This is a genomic window from Phyllobacterium myrsinacearum, assembly GCF_014138285.1.
In the GTDB taxonomy this organism is placed as follows: Bacteria; Pseudomonadota; Alphaproteobacteria; order Rhizobiales; family Rhizobiaceae; genus Phyllobacterium; species Phyllobacterium myrsinacearum_A.
In genome coordinates this window covers 54,429-77,749 of sequence record NZ_JACGXN010000018.1, presented here as the reverse complement: position 1 = coordinate 77,749, position 23,321 = coordinate 54,429, and the positions used below count along the sequence as shown (strand labels likewise).

Sequence of the window (23,321 nt, the reverse complement as noted above, 5' to 3'; positions counted from 1 at the left end):
GCCAGCAGAAGTCTTCCGGCAAAAACTGCTCGCACAGAGACGGCGTGCGGGTTAGCTTCAAAAGCGCGCAAGTCGCGCTTCAGCGTGAACTCACAAAATCCGGAGGATCGTGCAATTCATCCGGAATTTCAGTCTACGCGTTTTTCAGGTCGGTGCCCTATTGTGGGCTGGTGAGCCTGCGGGTCTCACGATCTCAGCACGACAAGGAAATACACGATGAGCAAGACATGGTTTATCACCGGTGCTGGCCGGGGTATCGGTACGGAAGTTGCCAAAGCTGCCTTGGCCGCTGGTCACAATGTGGTCGCGACGGGCCGTCATCGCAAGCAGGTTCAACAGGCGTTTGAAGGCACAAAGGGACAATTGCTGATTATTGAACTGGATGTCACCAGTCCTGAACGGGCAGACTTCGCAGTGGACGCCGCCGTCACGCATTTCGGTGGCATCGACGTGCTCGTCAATAATGCCGGTTATGGCCAAATTGGTCTCTTCGAAGAGAATGGTGCCGACGACATCGAACGGCAATTTGCCACCAATGTATTCGGCATGTTTCATGTAACCCGCGCTGTTCTGCCTGTCATGCGCTGGCAGAGAGCGGGCAGGATCTTCAATTTTTCATCCATGGGCGGCATGGTCGGGTTTGCCGGCGCCTCCATTTACTGCTCGACGAAATTTGCCGTAGAGGGATTCTCCGAATCTCTGGCAATGGAAATTGCGCAGTTTGGTATTCACGTGACGATTGTGGAGCCGGGTTTTTTCCAGACGGACTTTCTGGACGAGAGTTCGGTTCGGTATGGTGAACAAGGCATCAAAGACTATGCCAGCTTCTCCTCCGAAACGCGCACGACCTACGATGGATATAGCTATAAGCAGGCGGGTAACCCGGCCAAGCTCGGTTCCGCACTGGTTGAACTGGCCGCATCACGAGAGCCGCCCCTGCGTTATGTCGCCGGTTCAGATGCCGTCAAAGGCATTGCGACAAAACTGGATTCGGTTCACGCGGAAATCAACAAATGGCGATCTTTGTCGATTTCTACAGATGGTAGTTTTTGAGCCGTTTTTCTGCCCAGAGATCAACACGATTCTCCCGGAGTAATAGGCAATCACTCCGGCGGATTGGTCTACCGCCTCGCCTCACCGGCGTGCGAAATTCAGACTGGGAATAAACCCCCGCTATTCAAATCACTTAAAGAGAAAGGGATATTTGCAATGAACATCCAACTCCCCACCCTTTCACCGTATCTCAAGCCAAGTTTTTCAACGCTGAAACTTCTTTCACGCGTGCTGCATCCGATCAAGACGAAGAAAGATCGCGATATGGCAGAGCTGGCAAAGCGATATTTAAACGGATAATCAGCGCCTTTTTATGCGCTCATGAAAGTACAGGAAACCCGCAATGCCCGGCATTGCGGGTTTTTCAGTGCCGTTCGGCAGGATCAAGTGTGAACAGTTCCTGCGCGCGGCCGACCCCCCGCAAGGCAAAACGGCCGACGCAAACCAGTTTGGAACGCAGCGTTTCCGGCAGGAATGCTGCAAAACGGTCAGAGATCAGGATATCCTGATCCACGGATCGGCACATGGAAGCAATGCGGCTGACCTCGTTGACTGCGGGCCCCACCACGGTAAAATCCAGCCTTGTATCGCTGCCGATATTGCCAAAGAACACTTCACCGACATGAACACCGAGATAGACGTTGGTGATTGGCTGCTTCTCGGCGGCGCGCCGCTCGTTGAGCACGACAAGCCGCTTGCGCAAGAGCGCTTCGGCTTGGAGGGCCGCGACACAGGCGGTCTGCGATCCGCCATCGGTGAAAATGGCCAATGTGCCGTCGCCAATCAGCTTCAGCACGTCCCCACCCGCTTCCTGGATGGATGAGATCACCGCATCGGCATAGTCATTCAACATGGGAATGATCGCATCCGGTCCCGCCGCGTCGGAGATACGCGTATAGTCCCGCAGGTCCGAATACCAAAGAACAGCTTCGATCCGGTCGGCTGCACCGCGATTGATACGTCCGGCCAGAACGCGCTCACCCGCATCATGTCCGAGATAGACTTCGGCGATCGTCCTTACGATCCGCGCCAGTGAGGCACATTTGATCGCAATGGCCAGACCGCGCACCAGACGCTTCAATGTCTTGATGTCGCTATCATTGAACCCGTCGGCATGGGCCGTGGACCACTGAGAATAGAAGCAGTCCATTTCGCCGATGCTGCCCTGCGTAGAAAAGCGATTGACCAGTGCCAGATAGTCGGTCAGCCCTTCGGCCTTGAGATTTTCAAGATGAACAAAGCCCGGCTCATCCATTTCGCCTATACGGCGGCGGAGGGAATTCTCGCCGGACTGCAGCAGGTGGTAAAATGTTGTTCTCTGCCAGCTTTCGGCACTTGCCCCCTGGTAGCTTGATCCATATTCGATCACCGGCTTTTCCACTTCCTCGCGCTGACGCCAGTGAAATGCCCGGCCCTCATAGATCGGATGCAGCGTGTCGACGAACGCCAGGGCGCGTTCCAGTGTGATACCGAGGCCGCAGCACCGTACGCAAAAACCGTTCAGGAGTTCGGTTTCGGTGGCTCCCGCCAGCCCCTGCGCATCAAGCCATTCTTCAATTGCAACAATATCGGCTTCGGTCATGATTCCCGCTCTCGAATGAGTGCTAAACGGTTATCACGTTCGTGCTGTTTGACAAAGATGGCGGCAGCGGGAGCTCAGGCGCCCGGCGCCGGTGCTTCCACCTTTGCCGCAGGTTTTGCGACAGCTGCAGACCCGTTGGCCTCGCTTCCAGCCTTTTTCTCGATGCCGCAGACCTTCAGATTGCCAGTGAAGAGAATCCCGCTGATCGGCAGTGCGGGGTCTGTGGGGAATGCTTCATGCTTGATGCTGTCCTTGGGCACATGCAGCTTGTGCTCACCACCTTCGGCGCCGCCCCCGAGCGTGAGTGCAAGCGACGGCTGAATCTGCAGAAGTGTCACGCCGTAAAGGAATTCGAAGCTCAGCATGGATACCAGAAATTTGTATGTTCCGTCGCGAACGCCGCCCTTGAGCAAGGCCGCGCGGTGCGTCTCCTCGCCCATGCGGACATCAAGCGGCGGGATTTTGGGCTCGCAGACATAGGCCATTGCCAAAAGTTGGCCCTTGTCCACCTCGAAGCGCAGCCGGTCACGGCCAAGATCAAGGGCGGAGACGGAAAAGCGCCGATTGCTGTATTCGACCGGCAGCCGTCCAAGTCTCTTGCCCAATTGAACACCGTCAAGCGCGCGTGCCCCGGCAAAGTGTTCCGGATCAATGGCTGGTTGCAAGGCGGCGGCCCGGTGCGGGCGATTCAGGGCTGGTTCGAGTTCATCGGCAATGAGGTTGGCGACAATGGTTGTTGCCACAGGCCGTGCATAATGACCCTGATCGGAATAAAAACTGGGGTGGCCGACAACATCGCGGCCGAGGCGCTGCATCAGGTGCCGCGAGACATCCACGCATATGGTCCCGTACCACTGCGAGATGTAGTTGATCCCCGCATCGATCGATGGAACCGCGCTGAGGAAAGAACCGTTGCGTGCACCGAAAACAAGGGTGGCAATGCGCAGGTTGGGGTTCTGCTCAAGGGCGTAGCGGATAATCCCCTCATAGAAACGGGCCCAATGACGGAAGGATCGCCGCTCGTCGCCATAGACGAAAGCGTCGTTGAGTGCGTACTCGATCAGCAGCAGATCGCAATCGGCAAGCTGGTCGCACAATTTGAGCTGATAGAGCCCGAAAGCGCTGGTTGTTCCGCCAACGGCAAGATCAGCGACAACATCAAGCTCGATGCCCCGCCGCCCCATCGTCGACAGAAGCGACGGCAGATAGCCCGGCAACATGACGGTATTGGAGCCGCCGATGATTACGGTCTTCAGTTTCATGGTGTCACCACTGCTGCCCGGCCTGCGGGAGAAAGTCCACCGCAGCGCCAGACTCCATAGCCCTTTGCGTCCCAATCGAAATAATATGCGGCCGCCACACGGCCGGTTCCCATCAGTTCCTCGAACCGGCTGCGCGCGGCTTCAACCAGACGTTCGCGCGAATTATCATTGGCCGGGCATGTGGTCGAGGTGTTGGAAAATCCCCATTCGGTGATCCAGCACGGTTTGCCGTCGGGTTCCGATCGGCAAATGGAAAGGGCCTGGCTGACATGGGTCGCGCGTGCTGTTGCTGTCCCGTTGCTGCCGGGATAGATGTGGATACCGTAGCCATCCACGACCTTGTCCAGTCCGTGTTTGCGCATGAGATTGGTGAAGCTTGCGGGGTCGATACTGTCGATGCCGCGCCGGTCGGCGTCGGCAACCGGGATATCCGAAAGTCCCGCCGAAATGACCTTGGCATTGGCGCTGAACTTCGTGGATTGAAGCTCCTTACGGACAACGGCGGCCAGCTGGACATATTTTGCCGCGCCCTGCTCCACCGCGGCCAGATTATCGAGGTCGGTCAGTGAACGTGCCGTTTTGCTCTTTGCCTTGGCCTTTACCTCAAGGTCGCCATTATAGGCGCCCCAGTTGATTTCATTTCCAGCCTCAACAGCAACTAGCGGGATCTGAAGCGCATCGATCTTGTGCAGGGCATCGCCCACCACGGACCGGAACTGGTCTGGTGAAATGTCGGATAGCCGGTACATGTCCCATATCCGGCCAAGGCCTGGCCGTGGTTTGGTCCCCTTGGGATAGAAGTCGGCGTTGTTGAGCGATATTTCGAGCAGGATTGCCAGACCCTTCTGATGGGCAACACGGATGGCATCGATGCTTTGGTCGATCGGTCTGGTCAGGGACAACCGTACCGCCACGACCCCGCTTTTGACCATGAGATCAAGTACTTTCTCCCGCTCGGGAGCCGAAAGCCAGGCAAGATTGACCCGGTTCACCCCAAAGCGCGGATCCCCCGCCGCCTGTGATGGCGTCGCGAGCATGCTGCTCGCGACAGTCATTGCCACGGCAAAGGAAACACCGGCGTAAAGCCTGCGCAATTGCAATCGCCACGTCATGGTTTCATGCCTCCTGATTGCTGAACGCCGGTGAAAACCTCCGCTACCGGATGCCGATGTCTTTCAGGGCGCCGTTGAAATTGGCTTCGCATTCCGAATAGCGGTGTATCGCAGCCGGAACGTCGATCTTCGAGAGAAAGTCCTGCAAAAATGCTTTCTTTTGCGGCTCGCGATTCCATACCGATGCTTCGATATGCGGGAAGCCGACAAAGTCGAGCATTTCGCGCATACGGTCATCAACCGCGATCATCAGTGCCGGAATACCCGATTGCATGCCGATGATCGAGCCGTGGAACCGGCGGCCAAAGCAGAAATCCTGCCCGGATACCCAGCTGCGCCATTTGTGCGTATCGAAGAAGACCAGATAGTCGCGCTTGCGCTGCCATTTTTCCGCATGCTTATATTCGGTCGGCGCGGTGATGCGGCTTGCGGCCTGATCATAGGCTTCCGTCGTCTCTTCACCCACCATGTTCATGTTATAGACGATGACTTCGTCCTGAATAACATAGCTTGCGGTGCTGTCCTTGTGCAGGAGCGCGTGGGCATCGACGATCGTATCGGGAACGCTGCCAAGATAACCGCCAAAGGCGATTTTCTGGGAGTCAGCCAGCCCCGGATCGGCAAGACGGCCCAGCGACCGCTTCATTTGTGCCGGGTCGAAATAGAGCGACGGACACCCGGTCGGGCGTACATATTTCATGCCCTCGGCCTTCAGGAAGTCTGCCGTGAAATGTCCGCGGGTGAGGAAGAAAGTCTCTTTCTTCTTCAACACATTGAGAAAGCGCTGTGTGCCTTCGGGCAATTCGGCCTTGAGGTTTTCTTTCTTCTGGATACCGATACCCATAACCACGATCGGCATGTTGAGAAGTTCAAAAACATGGGATTCCGTCGCAGCTGCATAGCCGGGCCTGAGCAGATTTGCCGATGCAAACAGGCAGAGGTCAAAGCTTTCATTCAACCGCGCATAGGTCTCGGGCGAATGGATGCTGTTGGCCAGATGCCAGAATGGGATATAGGTGACGTCATGGCCGCGCACGCTGTTGGCAGCGCCCTCGCCGATGAGATAATTGCCCGTATTGGCAATCCTCTTAACCTGATCGATCACATCCTTCTTTGTCCGGATGTTCTCGAAATAGGGTCGGTGTTTCACCGTTGCCCCTGAAACGCTGTCGACGGTCCGCATCAGATATGATGGGATGCCTGTGATCATTATTCGCATGTTCGTCCATCTTATGTTGGGGCTGCCAAGGCGCCGGATATGGGAGTTATCCGATGCCTATCTCGGTCAGGACCGAGCGGAAGCTACGTTCACGGTCAGAGTATTTTTCGATGACCTGCGGAATGTTCATCTGCGCCAGATGGTCAGAGATGAAGGCCGAGCGGTCATTTGCAGAATTGAGGTCATTGGCCTCGACTTTCGGCAATCCGGAAAAGTTCAGCATTTCGCGCATCCGGTCATCGACGGCCACGATCAGGCTCGGAACCCCGGCCTGCATCGCAATGACATTGCCGTGGAAACGCCGACCAAAGGAGAAATCCATGGACGATGTCCAGGCACGCCATTGGTTCGTGTCGAAAAATGTATGAACCTTGATCTTTTTCTTCAGCTCTTCGGAGCCCTTGAAGGTCAGGTCGCCGATCATTTCCCCCGAGGTTGAATCGTAGACGCGCCCATCCTCATTCGGTTCAACCTGCATGTCGAAGTGCAATGGCTCGTCCTGGATGACATAGGCGGAACGGCCGTCGTCGGACGAAAGCGCATTCATGTCTCCGATGGTATCAAGCGCTGCGCCCATATAGCCGGTAAACACTGTCCGCCCCTCGCCCACTTTTACATCAGGCAGGCGGCGAATGGCTTTGCGCACATTGGCAGGCATGAAATACATGGACGGGCAACCGACAGGCCGTACGAACGAGAACCCCTGATCCTTCAGGTAGGCTGCCGTTTCGTCGCCGCGGGTCAGGAAGTAATGTTCCTTTTCCTTCAGCACCTGCAACAGGCGTTGAGTGCCTTCAGGCAGGGATTCTTCAAGGTCCGGCCGGTTCTGGATGCCGATACCCAGCATGACTACAGGCATGTCGAGCTTGGACAGGACCTGCGCTTCTGCGTCGGCCGAGAGGCTTTTGCGCAAAAGATTGGCGCAGGTGAAGACGCAGATGTCGAACTGTTTGTTGATGGCGTCGAGGCCCGTACCGTTGTTGACGGCATTGTAGAGGTGCCAGAACGGAATGTGGGTCGCGTCGGGGGAAAGAGCACGCAGTGCGCCTTCACCGATCAGATAATTGCCGGTGTTGCTGATATTCTTGAGTTCGCGCAGAAATGCCTCTTTGCTTTCCGGCTGCGGCTGTTTCTCCGAATAATAGACATGCGCATCGTCAGCTCTCTGAATAAGACGTGTCAGGTGGCCTGGGATGCCGGTAAGGAGAATTCTGGGGCTCATGGGGTCACAAAACCTTTCTGGTGATCGTCACGCAACTGCACGGCCCGGAAGCTCGGCGGGTGCATTGAATTCCTGTGTATTTTCGGGCGTGATCGCTGTCCGCTGGAGCGGAGTTGCGGGTTCGATTGTGTTGCACCAGGCAACGAAGCTGGCAAAGGACGACGTCCAGGAACGCTGGGCGGCACTGGCCAGAGAACCTTCAGCCGTGCGGGCAAGCGCGCCGCGATCCTGCGCAAGAATGGTAAGCAGCCGCACAATGTCAGAAACGATCTGCGCATCATTGGCGTTCTTGATGAGAATACCGTCCTGACCGTGCACGATCAATTCATCCACCGCACCGACTGCGGTTGCCACGGGCACGCAACCGAGCTGTTGCGCTTCGGCAATCATGAGCGGTGCACCCTCCCACCGGGAAGGCATCAACAGCACATCCGCCCAGGCAAGTTGGGTCGCGATATCCTTGCCGCTGAAGACCGGCGGGGAAACTTTGACACCGGCCTCTTTCAACCGCGCCATCCATGACGAGCTGGGATCATCAGAAAGAATTTCACCGCCAATAGCCTGCGCGTCAAAGGCAATGCCGCGCTCCCGGAGCTTGATGATGGCATCATGCAGTCGGTCGATACCCTTTTGACGGTCAAGCCTTCCCATATAGAGGATGCGCAACGGTTCGTCCGGCTGTTGCGTTTTCCGCGCCCCGGTTACCTGCGTGCGCAGTTTCGCATCGATGGAGAAACTGGCGGCGTTCGGTACAGCGAATATCTTCTCGAATGGCACACCAAAGCTATGCAGATAGGTTTTCAGCTGTTCAGAGCAGGTCAGGAACGCGTCATAGGCGTGCTCAAACGCGATGGCGGCATAGGGTTGTCCGGCACGCCGGCGGAACACGGTCTCATCCACCACATGGAGATAGCATGCGGTGCGCGTGCCTTCCGACCGGAGTTTGCCCATCAGCGGGTGGGCGGCCATGACGTGATTGTTGACGATCAGATCGAAACCGGAAAGCTGTCCGCGCAGACCTTCCCAGTCAAGCGGGTGATCTTCGGTGATGAAATCCTGCCCGAGGAAGCGGTTGGTATCGCCCCATGCGGGTATGCCGTCTTTCCAGAAGTGGACATAGTCGAACGCCTGATCAAACTCATCGAGCACATCCATCCGGCTTGACCCGAGGACAAAGAGATGGGTTTCAAACCCTTCCTGTTTCAGCTCGCGGCCCGCTGCATAGGCGACTTTTTCTGCGCCGCCGAATGAAGCGTTCGGGACGAGCACAGCGGCGGTCTTTCGTTTGGCCGCATTGTGGGCGAGCGGAAGGACCGGCGATCCGCCGAGCTCTTTTCGCAGGACCTGATACATATCCGACAGGGCAGGCAACCGGCGCGGGCGCCATGTCCAGCGCATGGAAGCCGTCTGCTTGAGCGGGCTGGTTGCAATGGCGGTAACGAGGTTAAGCAGTGCCTGTTCCGGCCTTGCCAGTGACCGGCGTTGCCGTGCCTTCGGAAACGGGAAACGGATTTTCAACCGCGAGGAGGTCGGCCAGAGCTGCTGACTGCCGATGGACGAAAACCAGTCGAGTGCATCATTGTCGATGACATTCTGAATGAGTTTCGTCGAAACGAAGATCAGATCAGCCGGGCCCTGGTGGGTGCCTGAAGGCATGATCTCGGAATCGATGCGCCGCTCTGAATCCACATTGCCGAGTTCTACGAAGACAATATTGGTCTTTTCCGCCAGTCGTTCGAGATGGCAGAGAATGTTAGGCAGAAGCCGTGAGCGCGTGAGCAGCTTCAGTGTCTCGTTGCTGCAGGCTGCAACAAAAGGCGGAAAGTGAAAATTATCGGGTTCACCGACGCTGCCCCAAAAGGCGCGGATCGCATCGTCGAAGCCGATCTCTCCCGGTTTCTGGGTAGGATCGCTGAAGGTGCCCAGCGTCCCCTCACCCGTGCGGATGAGCGCATAACGTGGGCATTCCGTGTGTTCGAAGCCAACCAGCGTTGGCCGGCGAAACAGCACTTTGTGCCGTTTGCGCAGGAAATTGATGGAGCTGGAACGATCGCGATTTGCCTCTTTGAAACGACTTTCCGCGCGCAAACGGTACTCGAAACCCGTATCGTGACATGGCTGTCCGACAAAACCTGCTTCAATAGCGGAGAGCCAGAATTCCCAGTCCTCAAACCCGTTCTGGCGGTCGTCATCAAACCGGATGCCGCTCTTGAAAACATCGACGGAGATCATTGATCCCGTGTCGCAGATATTATCGGTGATACAGTGGATCAGGCGCGAATAGCTGTCGCCATAATGCGCGCGCCAATTGACCGAGAATGTATCGATATTCGTGTAAATCCAGCCGGCATTGCTGTCGGCAAGACGGCGATAAAGAGTATCTACAGTATATGGCTGGACACGATTGTCAGCATCAAGAAAATATACTGCCTTTGTTTCGGGTAATTCTTCGAGAATATAGTCGATCGCACGATTTCTGGCGCCGCCTGGCCCGGCGTTTGCGCCGAAGATCACATGAATCTCCGGATGCGCCGCGGCATAGAGCGCCAGCTGGTCAAACACTTCATGGCGGGGATCACCATCCACGGACACGACGATAGCGATGCGGAATTTTGTTATGGACGCCAATGCAGATTCGAGCGCCTCAGGAACGAGTGCAGCATGGCCATAAAGCGGCATTGCAATGGCAATCAGGTCCTGAGATTTATCGGGCATTGGCCATCTCCTGGACTGGGCGAGCTTCTATGTGCTTGACGAGCCGGAAGTTGAATACCTTGAGCCACGAGAAATCGACGGAACCTGTAGTAGCCTTGCTGAGCACGACAAGGTCCATCGCGCGTGTCGTTGCTGTATCCAGCATGAAATTGATGTCGGCTGGTTGCATCGCGTTGATCTCTGTCCAGCCACTGAAAAGCGCTGTGGGCCGCTTTTCACCCGGACGTCCCAAGGCTGCTATCTCGCCCTTGATATCGGCCGACAGGCTGGTGAGCAGGAAGCCGACCGCACCAGGCTGCCCTTCGGGATGATCAATAATTGCCCGTGCCGAAATACGCACGGTACCTGGTGATATAACCCGGCGGATCGCGCCGGCTGTTATGCCCTCGCTGAGAGGGTGGCAAACGATTGCGTCTTCGTGCTCCAGGAAACGCACCGTGGGGAAATCCGGTACAACAGTGCTGACGGACACATTGGTGACGCCGCGAAGCAGTTCGACGGGCAGACGGTAGTCTTCCACACGGCGCCCTGCGATGAGGGATGTCGGGACGAAGACATTCGGGAGGGATGTCGGCCGGACACCCGGCAAACCGGTGAAGACGCGGAAAGCCAGCGGGCGCATGTCGAGATCCGCATGGGGTATACGGGCTCTTGCCGCATAACGCTCATTGGTGATGACATTGCCGAGGGAAAGCTCGGGAGGAGTGCCGCCCGTAGCGGATACTCTCAGCCGCAGGGTGCGATGACCCCCGTCACAGGCCTTTGGCAGCGAGAAGAAATTCCAGTCGGCAACGACGCTGCTGTAAGGAACGAGCCATTCCGCGACGCCCTCGCCGTTTTCCACATAGTCCAGCGTGACGATCAGCTGACCCGACCGGCCGGATGGGAGGCCGCGGAAATGCAGGGCAAAGCCGGAGACAGCGTAGCTCGATACCGGGAAAATCTGTTCAATTTCCGATTCACGCAGAAGATTTGCAAAGCCTTCATCTTTCGGATCGACGCTTGGTGCGTGGCTGAAGATCTCGGTAACAGAATCCCAGTTGCGCGCATGAAAGGCGTTCTCGATGGCGCGGTAATTTTCAAACAGTGTCTCTCTTTCCCGCCGCAACATGACCAGCTCGGTATGAACCTTTGTCATGTGGCTGGTAAGGCGATCAAGCCCGCTTTCAAGCACTTGCGCCACGAGCGCCGCTTCGGTGGCCATCGTCGACGGGTCAAGCCGGATGATGGGAACTTCCGGCAAAGTCTTGAACCGGTAGATGCGTTTCAGCGTATTCTGCAGCTCCGTGGCGCCCGTATCCGAAACGGCGATGCCGATCAGCGGGAAGGCATTAAGGAGACGAACCTGATCCGATTCCGGTTCAACAAAAACGATAAATTCGGCCAAGGGTGAAGCTTCGAGCAGCGGCTGGTCATGAGTGGAAGCAATCGCGTAGCGGCTTCGGCGAGGCTGTCGATGAACGGCTGCGGGCAGTGATGTGTTCAAAATAGACATCCAGTGTAGTTGGTCGATTGTGCAGGTGCGAACTGCGTCTCCCGTCATGAGAAAATATCGGCAGAGTAATGTCAACAGAATATCTGTTCGATCTATAGTAAATTATAATACAGATATAGATTTGATTTGTTTCAAAATTCGAAATAGTTTATGTATACTTTTGTGTGCAGTGCAAAAACGCTTATTGTATATGGGGTTGGATAAGTGCCCATTTAAAAAATCGGTGAAATCCGGAGAGGAAAATCGCGCCTTTAAGCCGTTCGTAAAACCGCATCAATCAGGTTTTTTTGTCGTGCAAGGCAGTCGACCAAGCGAAAACGGGTCTCGATCGTCCGGCGTGCTGCAGCGCGCAACGGCATGAAATCATTCGGCTTGGCAAGTACGCGCAGGATGGTGCCGGCAAGTGCGTCCGTATCATAAAACGGAACGAGCAATCCATTCTGGCCGGACCGTATAACTTCGCGCACGGGCTGGGTATCGGAGCCGATGATCAGCGCCCCGCATGCCATCGCTTCGATGACGGACCAGGACAGGACAAAAGGATAGGTGAGATAGATGTGGGCCGTTGATATCTGGTAGAGCTGACGCAAAAGATCGTGTGATATTGCGCCCGGAAACAGCACTCTGTCGGCCGGCAGATCATATTTTGACAGAAGGGCGTCCTTCCAGGAACCGCCTCCCGGCGGCGGTGTGCCATAGCTCACGCCATCTCCACCCACGAAAACGAACAAGGCGTCATTATTCTCCTGGATCACCTTTGCGGCCGCTTCAAGGGCCTGCGGAAAACCACGATAGGGTTCAAGATCGCGGGCGACAAATGTGATCACTGGGGGCGCGCCGGGTCTGAGAATGCGCCCATCGGGCAATTTCAGGGAGGCGCGCTGGTCGGGGCGGAAAAGTTGGGTATCAACCCCTTCATGGCAAACCGCGATGCGTTTTTGCGCTGCCGCGGGATAAAGGCTCTTCTGCCAGAGGGTGGGGCTGATGCCACCATCAATGGCGTCCAAAGAAATCAACTGCGCAATGTTGCGCAGTCTTAATCTTTTTCGCGTCTCCGCATCCGGGTTGTCATCCGGAGCAAACCCGACATCGGCACCTTCGGCCCGGTAGAAAAACTCGCAATAGCCCAAAGCAGGTGTGTTTGGCAGGACATCCTTGACGAACATCATGCTCCCCCAACCAATGTGGCCAATGACAATATCAGGGCGTTCACCCTGACGTGTCATTGAATCAAACGTTTCCGCAACGCGGTGTCCGATCCGCACATGGTGGTCGGGAATGCCAAGATACCTGGCCATCTGGCTATCCGCCCGAGGGCCAGGCTCCATTCTGTGTCTGATCACGCGGACCGATGGGAGGCGACGGTCCACTGTTTCACAGATAAGGGTGACATCATGCCCGCTCGTTGCAAGATGTTCGGCCAGGGCGGCGAATTGACCAAGTCCGCGCCTGTGAACGAAAGCCACATGCATGTCAGTCCTTTCCAGACATCAGAACACGAATTGACAGGGGATCAGATGCCGTAACGAGCGGCATTGCCCCAAACCAGTTCGAGCCTGTGTAGAGTCTGGAATGCGATTTCCAGATTGCGAAGATCGTCATCATCCCTGGCAAGAACGCGGTTGTAAGCCCCGCCAGCGTTACGCAGATTGGAACAAAGCTGTTCGCCTTTTTCCGTCAAGCGAATCCTTGCGGATCGCTTGTCGCGCTGGGATGCAACCCTGTCGATGTATCCACCATCGCCGAGCTGCTTCAGATAGTAGGAAATGTTGGATCCGATATAATGTCCCCGGTCCAAAAGCTCTCCAACGGAAAGTTCGACGTCACCAATCGCCAGGAGAACCATCGCCTGGGCAGGGCCAACGTCTTCAATTCCCAACTTCGTCAATTCGGACCTCAGCAGGCTTGCGAATCGACGATTTACTCTTTCAATCATTCTGGCCAGCTCAAAATGTGTGACCACAACAGTATGAACTGGATGTCTATGTCCCTGTTTTTCAGCAGTAATTTCAGGAAAATCGCCGGCATCGTAGCCGTCAATAGATGTTTCGACTTCCACTCCTTCGTGTAGAAGTTTTTGTATCATCTTTGTCTCCATCATCAATTTTACTTCAAAATTTGAAGTAAGTTACAAGTATATTCTCAGTCTCCTTTGCTTTTTTCCCCACCATATGAACTTTTTTCTGTCACATTCTGTACGGTATTACTTTACTAGTCTGTTGCCTTAGACCAAGGTCAAACGGGCTAACCGGCAGCTGTGTCATTTCCAAGGCAGATTACAGATGACAGATACTCGTCAAAACAATGCAAATGGCAAGAGCAATATTGGAAAAAATACGATGACGACCGGAGTTCCGGCACCTCAAACTCTCATTCTGCGGGCACGTCGGGTATTCCTGTCAGGCTTGCTTTATGCCGTTTTATTAAGTGCTTGCATCAATCTTCTGCAACTCACTGTACCGCTTTATATGTTGCAGGTGCACGACAGAGTTTTGAACAGTCGAAGCACGGATACGCTCGTCATGTTGAGCATTCTGGCAGCTGGTGCATTGATTGTTTTTGGCATTCTTGAATTTATTCGAGCCCTGTCGTTTCAGGCGATGGGCAGTGCGCTGGTGCGCCGTCTTAACTTGCCAATTCTTACCGCGGCGGTTCAGGCATCGGTGGATCAGGGGCTTCCCAAGGCAACGCAGGCGCTGCGCGATCTAACGGAATTGCGTACGTTCCTGACGTCAACAGCAGTCAGCGCGCCGCTTGATGCGGCGTGGTCACCGATTTTCCTGACGGTGCTTTTTCTATTGCATCCGGTTTTTGGAATCATCGGCGTTGTCTCCATCATCGTGCTTGTCGCCTGCGGCGTGATCACGGATATTCTGACGCGAAGCCTGGTGAAGGATGCGAATCAAGCAAACATCGAAGCCATATCCAAAATAGGCAGCACGTTGCGTCATGCGGAAGTGATCGAGGCAATGGGCATGTTGCCGGCACTGGCAAGACGCTGGCGGACGGTACAAATGACCGCGCTGGACTTGCTCGATGTTGGCGGCGCCCGCGCCCGAGGCATGGCGACGATTGCTCGCACGCTGCGTTTCATGATCCAGATTGGCGCGCTGGGTGCCGGTACGCTTCTGGCCATGCAGCAGGAAATTACGCCGGGTGCAATGATCGCCACAACGATCATCATCGGCCGCCTCCTGATGCCTTTCGATCATGTGGTGGAGACGTGGCGGCAGTGGGTGAACGCCATCGGTAACTGGCAGCGGATCCAGTCCCTGCTTGCGCAAAATCTCGCCGTCCGCCAGACCATGCCGACTCCCAGACCCCATGGCGACCTGATTATCGACAAGCTTGTCTATGCGGCTCCCGGTGTGGAAATGCCTATCATCAAGGGCATTTCGTTTTCCCTTTCTCCCGGTGAAGTTCTTGGCATTGTGGGTCCGTCAGCGGCGGGCAAGTCGACGCTGGCACGATTGATGATCGGCATTGTCAAACCGACCTCCGGCGGTGTTTTTCTCGATGGCAACAATGTCTATCTCTGGGAGCGCGGTTCCTTTGGCGAGATCGCTGGCTATCTGCCGCAGTCGGTGGCGCTGCTCGACGGCACGATCAAGGATAACATTGCACGTATGGGCGACAGTGATCCGCACCGCGTTTTGGAAGCGGCCCGCCTTGCTGACGTTCATGAAATGATCGGACGCCTGCCGCTTGGTTATGACACGCCGGTTGGTGATGGCCGCCTGACGCTTTCCGGCGGTCAGCGCCAGCGTATCGGGCTGGCCAGGTGTCTCTACAACCGCCCTCGCCTCATCGTCCTGGATGAGCCGAATTCCAACCTCGATGCCGTGGGCGAAAGAGCGCTGATGCGTGCCATCGAACATGCTCGCGATGACGGCGCCATCATCATCATGATTGCCCATCGGCCCACCATCATGCAGGTGGCCGACAAGCTGCTCGTGCTTGAGAACGGCCGCATCACGCAGTTTGGCCCGCGCACCGACGTTGTAGCCTCCATAACACCCACTGGTCCGAAAATGGGAACAGCAGGAGCAGCATCATGACCGGCAAATCGATTGTCCCCAAGCGCGTTGCGCAGTTGCTGGCTCCCCGCGCGGAGGCGGGTGAAAAGCATGCACTGACCAAATTCGGAACAGTGCGTCCGGAATGGGTTGTTGATCTGGAAAACGAGGACGCCAAGTCACCGTTGCGCCGACTGATCATAGCGGGTGTCATGACGATTGTGATCGCATTTGGCGGTTTCTTCGGCTGGGCGTATTCGGCCGAGCTTGGAAGCGCTGCAGTTGCCCTTGGAACTGTGATCGTGGATTCCAAGCGAAAGACCATCAGTCATCTTGAGGGTGGCATATTGGATCGCCTGCTCGTGCAGGAAGGTGACGAGGTCAAGGTCGGTCAGCCGCTGATCCGGCTGGACGACACCAAAGCGCGCGCCGAACTGCAGTCGCTGCAGTCCCGCCGCATCGGTCTGATAGCCAAGCTTGCACGTTTGCGGGCTGAGCAGGCGAGCGAAACAAAAATCACCTTCCCGGAAAATTTCGGCGGCCCTGGTGATATTGCGGCGGAAAACGCCGTCAAGGCCGAGACCATCTTCTTCCAGAAGCGTTCCGCGCAGAAAATGAGCCGTACGGACGTCCAGAAGAAAACCATCGAACAATATACGGAGCAGGCAAAATCGTCGACGTCGCAAATCGCTGCTACAGATCGGCAGATCGAACTGATCACGGGGCAGCGGGAAGCTATCGCGAGTCTGGTTGCCAAGGGCTTTGCCCAGAAATCCAAGCTGACCGAGATCGATACGAAGCTGAGCGAGCTGGCCGGTAATCGTGGTGAATATGCCGGTGACAAGGCCAAGGCCGAGCAGGCCAAAGCAGGCGCAGAGTTTGCGCTGATTGGCATCGAGAGCGACGTGCAATCGGAGATCGCGGGCGAGATCACCACAAATCAGACCGATCTGGCGGACACCGAAGAGCGGATTGTTGCGGCCAAGGACGTCATGCGCCGCGTCGAAATCCGCTCGCCACAGGCCGGCGTTGTCGCCAATATCCGGCTGAGGACGCCGGGCGGCGTCGTAGCCGCTGGTGAGGCGCTGATGGACATTGTTCCAGAGAATGAGCCTCTTGTGGTTGAAATGAAAATCAGCCCGCGTGATGTCGATAGTATTTCCATGGGCGCGCAGGCGCAGATCAGGCTCACAGCGTACAATCAGCGGTCACTAACGCCGCTTGACGGCAAGATAAGTTACATCGCCGCCGATCAGGTTCTCGATGAAAAAACCGATACGGCCTATTTCGTAGCACGCGCCGAAATCATGCCGAAGTCGCTGGCTGCCAATCCGTCGGTCAAACTTTATCCCGGCATGCCCGCTGAAGTTATCATCGTGCACAAGGCCCGCAAGGCGATTGACTACATTATTTCGCCAATATCTGACAGCCTCAATCGTGCATTCAGAGAAGACTAAATAGAATATTTCCCCCAAAACGGGGGATTTTGTGTGATATTTCAAATTTTGAAGTAAAGTACTTATAATACAGTTTGATAGATGAATTACAGTTGAAATAAACATAAATTAGAGTTCTGATACAAAATGTGAAGTAATACGCTATCGTAATAATTTGTTACTCGTGAATGCCACATTTATACTCTTAGGTTATGTTGCATTTCGATTTGTTGCAGCGCACAATCGTCAAAGCATCGATGGTCGGAAAGTTCGGCGGTCGAAACTCAAAGCAGACAGAAGGAGAAGCAGATGGCCACTTTAGAAGGCGGCGCCTACGACGACGTTTTGTTTGGTTCGCGTTTTGATGATTTCATCCACGCCCACGGTGGTGATGATCTCGTCTTTGGCGGAAACGGCAACGACATCATATTTGGTGACGAAGGGAATGATCTCCTTTTCGGCGGCCGGGGTGACGATACCCTGTTCGGCGGTACAGGCAGTGACATCCTGCATGGTGACCAAGGAAATGACATTCTGAACGGTGGCGACGGAAGCGACGTTCTGTTCGGTGATGCTGGGGATGATGTTCTTCAGGGCGGTAATGGCTCTGACGTTCTCTTCGGTGGATCCGGAAACGACGTTCTTCTCGGCGGTGCCGGTAATGACCTTATCAGTGGCGGTGCCGGCGATGATACCCTAATCGGCGGTTCCGGACATGACGTCTTCCTGTTCAATGGCGGCGGCGGTAATGACGTCATCCTTGATTTCACCCCAGGTGAAGACGTTCTTCAGATCTCCAAAGGCATCAATGGCCTTCATGTTGATTCTGCAGATGATCTGGCAGATCGTGTTACTCAGGTTGGCAATAATGTTGTGGTCGATCTTGGCCATGGCGATAGCGTCACCCTCGTCAACACAAGCGCCGACGACGTTCAGGCACATCCCGACCAGTTCTTCGTCGTACATTGATTTTTTCAAAAATTGGCGTGCCCTGCTTTTGCCGGGCACGTTTTTTCTTTCCGATATGAATGAAAGGGCAACGTGTTGAACCTCGACCATTCGACGGATATTGCAGACGACACCGAGAGTGTATCCATCTCTCGTCTATGTGCCGATATCGCCGTCGTGATCTGGGACCTCCCCGGCGCGATGCGATCTTCAACAAAATGTACACTTGAGGCGCCGGAGCAGCTGGTCCCTCTTGTGAGCTTGAATATTCCTCTCGAAACGGGCGGTCAGCGCGTACTTTGGGCCATGCGCACCAAGGGTGAGCCGATCAATCTGACTTTATCTGCGGGATCGCTTGGACCAACCGAGCAGGTTGTTCTCTACCCTGCTGATGAGTTGGCTTCTTTTGATGTGAACAGCGCGGTCAACAATCTGTCGGCGGCCGGTCATATCAAGTTGCTCAACAACGTTCTGAGCACGTGGCGCAGCACATTCCGCCTTTCGCAGAACCAGATTTTTGCCAGTGTGGCGCGTGAAATTACCCTTGCGTTAACCCCTGAGCCACGGCCCGTGCGCTCATGTGGTCAGCCCGTTGACGGTCAGCATCTGCTGGAGACTGCTGTTGATCCGGTGCTCGGTGATATCACTGCCATTTATGCAATCAGTGCGGCCTCGGTGACGGCATTGCCGACAAAATTCGTCATGGGCTCCCAAATCAGACGCGGCGGACAGTCGTGCCATCTTCTGGTTGAGTCCGCCCGGTCACTGCCGCAATCCTTTCATCTCGTGCTTTGCGGCAGGAACGGCGTTGCCGTCCGCAAACTCGCTGACGGTGACGGCCACCAGGCCGATTTCGAAAAATGGTGGGCAAAGCGCCACGGAGATATGGATCTGCGCGAATTCCTGATCCGGCAACTGGCCCAGGTCGCAGGCGCCGGGCTGGCTACAGCAATTGATATGCAGACGCGTGCACCGTTGACGGTTCGGCAGATCGCCAAATCCGCAACCCATCCCGCGGCCGAAATTGATCTGGCGCTGGCGCTCGACGGCGGTCTTCTCGTCGGCGGCTGGACGCATGACCCTGCCGCCATGTTATCGAGAATCGAGTATCTTTCCGAGAATGGAAGCGCCCTGCCGCTTCAGCCCAATTTCTATAAATTCCCCGGCAAAACCGGTGAGCGGGAAGACGGCTTCGGTGCGGATGTGACCGGCTTTGTTGCCTGGCTTCCGCAAAGCAGGAATCTCGGACCGCTGCTCCAGCCACGGTTCCAGATGCGTCTGGTTTCCGGTGCGACATCGCCGCTGATACCGCCATTGCAGCCATTCGAAGCTTCGGCCCAACGAAACCGCATCCTGCGCGCCGTGCCGCCGCAGCATGCGCGTGATCAGGTTTTTGAAAGCATCCTCGCGCCTGCCTTACAGGAAGTTGAGCAGAAGCTCGGCAAGACCGTGAAGATCGCTGATACCAAAGATTACGGCACCCTGCCCGAGAACCCCGTGGTATCAATCGTTATTCCGCTTTATCGCAATCTGGATTTCCTGCGCTTCCAGTTTTCTGCAATGGCGACGGATCCCTGGCTCGCAGCCAATGCCGAACTCATCTTCGTGCTCGATTCACCGGAGATTCAGGATGATACGGAACATATGCTGGGTGGCTTGTTCATTCTGCATGGCCTTCCCTTCAGGCTTGTCACGATGAACCGCAACAGCGGGTATGCGCGGGCCTGCAATGCCGGTGCAGGTGTTGCAACCGGCACAATGATTGTCATGCTGAATTCTGATGTTGTGCCTTGTGCCAATGGTTGGCTTCAGGCGCTCATACAACCGCTGCTGGACCAGAAGAAGCTTGGGGCAATCGGCCCGCGGCTGTTGTTCGAGGACGGCTCATTGCAGCATGCCGGGCTTTATTTCGCCCGCGATCAGAAGGGCATTTGGCTCAACCATCACTTCTACAAGGGCATGCCCGGCGCCTATGCACCGGCGCGGATTGCCCGCAATGTTCCTGGCGTGACCGGCGCGTGTCTGGTCACACGCAAGGACATTTACGACCTCGTGGGAGGGTTCACCGAGGACTATATCATCGGTGACTACGAGGACAGCGATCTGTGTCTGAAAATTCGACAGATCGGTTTCCACGTCGCCTATGAGCCTGACGTGTCCCTCTACCACTTCGAGCGGCGATCCATCCGCCGCAGTTCCGACTACATGCGCGGGCTGGCAAGCCAGTACAATTCATGGCTGCACACCAAACGCTGGAATGATGACATATCCGAATTGATGTCGACCTACCTCGATGAAGCGACAGAGGATACTGCCGCCCCCTATATCGTTGGAAAGTCTGAAAGGAGCGCCGCTTGACTGAGGTTGTAGCACTCAAGAAAGCACTACCCGAGCATACAAATGCTGTGAATGATGAATATGTCGACTGGCTGATGGAAGCCGTCGTGCGAAACCGTTTTCTGCCCTGCCCCGATCCGGACAGTGTCTTTGTCGGCGACGGTAATTTTCAGGCTGTTGGCTCGGAATTTCTTGGCCATTTCATTCGCAAGGGCGGATTGCGGCCGGAAAGTCGGGTACTCGATATCGGAAGCGGTATTGGCCGCATGGCAGTGCCGCTTACCCAATATCTTGACCCGGAAAAGGGAAGCTATCGCGGCATCGATCCGGTTTCCGGCGGCATCAACTGGTGTCAGCAGAAGATCAGCCCGGTCTATCCGAATTTCGAATTCCGCTACATAGACATTGCCCATTCCCTGTATAATCCCAAGGGGGCAATCGATGGCCTCCAGCTCAAATTGCCCTTTGAGGACAAGCAGTTCGATTTTGTCATCATGACTTCAGTCGTGACGCATCTTCCCGATGAGGAAGTCAGCGTCTATCTGCGTGAAGTTGCGCGTGTGCTCGCACCCGGCGGGCGTCTGTTCATGACCGCATTCGTGGTCGACAAGACGGCGGCGGAAAATCCACTGAAGAAGCGTGACGCGAGACTGGGTTTCCAGCGTTACGATGAGGGGCCATGCTGGTTCGTGCCGGAATTGCCACCGCTTGCCGCGGTTGGATTTGATGACGGGTTTCTGGATCAGGCCATCACGCGCAGCGGGTTGTCGGTTCTCGACCGGTCACTTGGTCATTGGCGCGGTGTCCCGGCGGATCATTATCAGGACATTTTCATTGCCGCACCCGGAGGGGACAGATAATGGCCCGTGTTCTTGTCGCGGCCCACAACCATCCGTCACTGCATCCGGGCGGCACGGAAATCTTCGCGCATGATCTGTTCCGTGCCTATCAGCGTGCCGGATGCGAGGCGCTGTTTCTCGGCGCCACGAACCATATTCATCGCGAGGCCCGGCCCGGTACGAGCTTTCAGAGCATCGGCAGCAATGGCGATGAAATTCTGCTCTGGTCCGGGCATTTTGACCGCTTCTTCATGAGCCAGGTCGATCTCTATGGGATTGTTCCGGATATTGTCGAACTGCTGAGGGATTTCAAGCCGGATGTCGTTCACCTGCATCATCTGCTGCTGCTCGGTGCCGAGTTCCCGCATATTGTCCGGCGGACATTGCCCGAATGCCGGATCGTCCTGACGTTGCATGATTACTATCCGATCTGCCATCACGATGGCCTGATGGTGCGGACCACTGGCAAGGAGCTGTGCTACGGCGCCAGTCCGGACCGCTGCCACAGTTGTTTCAAGGATATCGCGCTGGACAAGTTCGTGCTGCGTGAACGGCATCTGAAATCATTGTTGAGCGTCGTGGATGCGTTTGTTTCGCCGAGCGAGTTTCTCAAGCAGCGCTATGTGGAATGGGGCCTGGCCGAAGAGCTCATTAGCGTGATCCCCAATGGGCAGCCGAAGCGTGCGCTTGCAGCGAAAACAGATCCGGCCAGCCGTACCAAGCCTGTCTTTGGTTATTTCGGCAATCTCAACCCGTGGAAAGGCACCACTGTTCTACTGGAAGCAGCAAAGCAGCTTATTGCCGAGGGCTATGATTTCGAGCTGCGTGTCCATGGCGCAGCGCCATTCCAGAGCGAATCCTTTGTGGCCGATATAGACCGGCTCTTTGCAGAGACGTCACCTTTCGTCCAGAGACGTGGCGCCTACCGGCGCGAGGACATAGGCAATCTTATTGCAACGGTTGATTGTGCGATCATGCCTTCCATCTGGTGGGAAAATGCACCGCTGGTAATTCAGGAGGCGCAGGGCCAGGATTGCCCTGTGATCACCAGCAATATTGGCGGCATGGCCGAAATGATCCAAGACGGCGTCAATGGCCTGACCGTTCCCCCCAACGATCCGCTCGCGCTGGCAGCTGCCATGCGGCGTGTCGCCGAAGATTCTGACCTGCGTCAGATTCTTTCCCTTGGGGCACGCCACCCCGATACCATCGACACGACTGCAGGACATTATCTCGATCTGATCGAGACAGTGCGTTCCGAACGTGTCGAGGCAGCCTGAGAGGTACATCATGTCTATCGCGACAAAAGTGTCGGCGCAGGTTTCTGCACAACCGACGACCGCCCCGAAACAGGATAACACCAAGCAAGTGCAGCCTGAACCGACAAAAACGGAGCTGATTAAAGGTCGTGTGGACGCCGTTGATGACGGCCGTCTGTATGGTTGGGCTTTTGACCCGTCAGCGCCGGACGTAAGGCTGATCATTCGTGTGATGCTGGACGGCAAGCCCATTGCTGAAGCTGTTGCAGACAAAGATCGCCCGGATCTGCGGCGCAACGGTATCGGTGATGGCATCCATGCATTTGATGTGATGCTGCCACAGTTTGCCTCGATGCGCGCTGGCGATCTGGTCGTCATTGCGATCAGCGGCGCCGGGGTTGAACAGTCACTGCGGGTTCCGAAGCCGGACGAACAGGCTGCGGAAGCGCTCATTGCCGCACCGATGACGCGTATCCTCGACAAACTGGATATGCTGATGGCAGCGCAGCGGCAATTGCAGGTGAACCAGCGATCGCTGCAACGGCCGTCCCAAACCATTGATGGAACAGGCGCAACACCTTCCGACCTGGGCGATATCGGCAATTCTCTGGAGGGGCTGCGCAGCGACGTCAATCAGCGCATGACAGAGCTCGACGTGCATCTCATGCGCATGGACGGTGTGGTGGCGGGTCTGGAAACGCGCATGGAACTGCTGCACAAGCGCTCCGGTGGTGACGCCAAGCCCTTGTTCCTGCTGCTTTTCGTTATGGTGGGTTTCGCGGCTGGAGCCCTTATGGCCGTCGGGGTTATGCGTTGAAGGTGCTCT

18 protein-coding genes are annotated in these 23,321 nt (G+C 55.9%); 9 read left to right on the top strand and 9 right to left on the bottom strand.

What is annotated here, in order from left to right; all coding sequences use genetic code 11:
* The first annotated feature begins 216 nt into the window (after window positions 1–216).
* Window positions 217–1,053: an oxidoreductase gene (locus tag FHW16_RS27600; RefSeq protein WP_182552596.1), complete on the top strand. Its 837-nt coding sequence runs from the start codon at window positions 217–219 to the stop codon at window positions 1,051–1,053.
* Window positions 1,054–1,209: 156 nt separating this feature from the next.
* Entirely contained in the window at window positions 1,210–1,353 is a 144-nt protein-coding gene (locus tag FHW16_RS27595; RefSeq protein WP_158531308.1) for a hypothetical protein, read from the top strand.
* Between the two features lie 64 nt (window positions 1,354–1,417).
* Here FHW16_RS27595 and FHW16_RS27590 read toward each other — a convergent pair whose 3' ends face one another.
* From FHW16_RS27590 to FHW16_RS27550, 9 genes are all read right to left on the bottom strand, one after another.
* Entirely contained in the window at window positions 1,418–2,635 is a 1,218-nt protein-coding gene (locus FHW16_RS27590; protein ID WP_182552594.1) for an adenylate/guanylate cyclase domain-containing protein, read from the bottom strand.
* Between the two features lie 74 nt (window positions 2,636–2,709).
* Complete coding sequence (locus tag FHW16_RS27585) at window positions 2,710–3,897, bottom strand: SGNH/GDSL hydrolase family protein (RefSeq protein WP_182552592.1); 1,188 nt, start codon at window positions 3,895–3,897, stop codon at window positions 2,710–2,712.
* On the bottom strand, window positions 3,894–5,009 hold the full coding sequence (locus FHW16_RS27580; RefSeq protein ID WP_246711994.1) for a glycoside hydrolase: 1,116 nt from the start codon (window positions 5,007–5,009) through the stop codon (window positions 3,894–3,896). The genes FHW16_RS27585 and FHW16_RS27580 overlap by 4 nt, the downstream gene beginning before the upstream one ends.
* 43 nt (window positions 5,010–5,052) lie before the next feature.
* Window positions 5,053–6,228, bottom strand: coding sequence for a polysaccharide pyruvyl transferase family protein (locus FHW16_RS27575; RefSeq protein ID WP_182552589.1), 1,176 nt, complete (start codon window positions 6,226–6,228; stop codon window positions 5,053–5,055).
* A 46-nt stretch (window positions 6,229–6,274) separates the two neighbouring features.
* Window positions 6,275–7,450, bottom strand: coding sequence for a polysaccharide pyruvyl transferase family protein (locus FHW16_RS27570; RefSeq protein WP_182552587.1), 1,176 nt, complete (start codon window positions 7,448–7,450; stop codon window positions 6,275–6,277).
* Between the two features lie 27 nt (window positions 7,451–7,477).
* Entirely contained in the window at window positions 7,478–10,165 is a 2,688-nt protein-coding gene (locus tag FHW16_RS27565; RefSeq protein WP_182552585.1) for a glycosyltransferase, read from the bottom strand.
* Window positions 10,155–11,660 (bottom strand): DUF6212 domain-containing protein, encoded by a 1,506-nt coding sequence (locus FHW16_RS27560; protein WP_210278302.1) that lies wholly within the window; start codon window positions 11,658–11,660, stop codon window positions 10,155–10,157. The genes FHW16_RS27565 and FHW16_RS27560 overlap by 11 nt, the downstream gene beginning before the upstream one ends.
* A gap of 251 nt (window positions 11,661–11,911) precedes the next feature.
* Window positions 11,912–13,132: a glycosyltransferase family 4 protein gene (locus FHW16_RS27555; protein WP_182552583.1), complete on the bottom strand. Its 1,221-nt coding sequence runs from the start codon at window positions 13,130–13,132 to the stop codon at window positions 11,912–11,914.
* Window positions 13,133–13,173: 41 nt separating this feature from the next.
* Window positions 13,174–13,743 (bottom strand): MarR family transcriptional regulator, encoded by a 570-nt coding sequence (locus FHW16_RS27550; RefSeq protein WP_182552606.1) that lies wholly within the window; start codon window positions 13,741–13,743, stop codon window positions 13,174–13,176.
* A gap of 199 nt (window positions 13,744–13,942) precedes the next feature.
* On the opposite strand from FHW16_RS27550, the gene FHW16_RS27545 reads away from it, so the two are divergent.
* From FHW16_RS27545 to FHW16_RS27515, 7 genes are all read left to right on the top strand, one after another.
* Window positions 13,943–15,718, top strand: a complete 1,776-nt coding sequence (locus tag FHW16_RS27545) for a type I secretion system permease/ATPase (protein ID WP_182552581.1) — start codon at window positions 13,943–13,945, stop codon at window positions 15,716–15,718.
* Window positions 15,715–17,133, top strand: a complete 1,419-nt coding sequence (locus FHW16_RS27540) for an HlyD family type I secretion periplasmic adaptor subunit (protein ID WP_182552579.1) — start codon at window positions 15,715–15,717, stop codon at window positions 17,131–17,133. The genes FHW16_RS27545 and FHW16_RS27540 overlap by 4 nt, the downstream gene beginning before the upstream one ends.
* A gap of 288 nt (window positions 17,134–17,421) precedes the next feature.
* On the top strand, window positions 17,422–18,081 hold the full coding sequence (locus FHW16_RS27535; RefSeq protein ID WP_182552577.1) for a calcium-binding protein: 660 nt from the start codon (window positions 17,422–17,424) through the stop codon (window positions 18,079–18,081).
* Window positions 18,082–18,156: 75 nt separating this feature from the next.
* On the top strand, window positions 18,157–20,418 hold the full coding sequence (locus tag FHW16_RS27530; RefSeq protein ID WP_182552605.1) for a glycosyltransferase family 2 protein: 2,262 nt from the start codon (window positions 18,157–18,159) through the stop codon (window positions 20,416–20,418).
* Window positions 20,415–21,257 carry a class I SAM-dependent methyltransferase gene (locus FHW16_RS27525; RefSeq protein WP_246711992.1) on the top strand — a complete coding sequence of 281 codons (843 nt, stop codon included), beginning with the start codon at window positions 20,415–20,417 and terminating at the stop codon, window positions 21,255–21,257. The genes FHW16_RS27530 and FHW16_RS27525 overlap by 4 nt, the downstream gene beginning before the upstream one ends.
* Window positions 21,254–22,516 (top strand): glycosyltransferase, encoded by a 1,263-nt coding sequence (locus tag FHW16_RS27520; protein WP_182552603.1) that lies wholly within the window; start codon window positions 21,254–21,256, stop codon window positions 22,514–22,516. The genes FHW16_RS27525 and FHW16_RS27520 overlap by 4 nt, the downstream gene beginning before the upstream one ends.
* Window positions 22,517–22,526: 10 nt before the next feature.
* Window positions 22,527–23,312, top strand: a complete 786-nt coding sequence (locus FHW16_RS27515) for a hypothetical protein (RefSeq protein WP_182552576.1) — start codon at window positions 22,527–22,529, stop codon at window positions 23,310–23,312.
* Window positions 23,313–23,321: the final 9 nt, after the last annotated feature.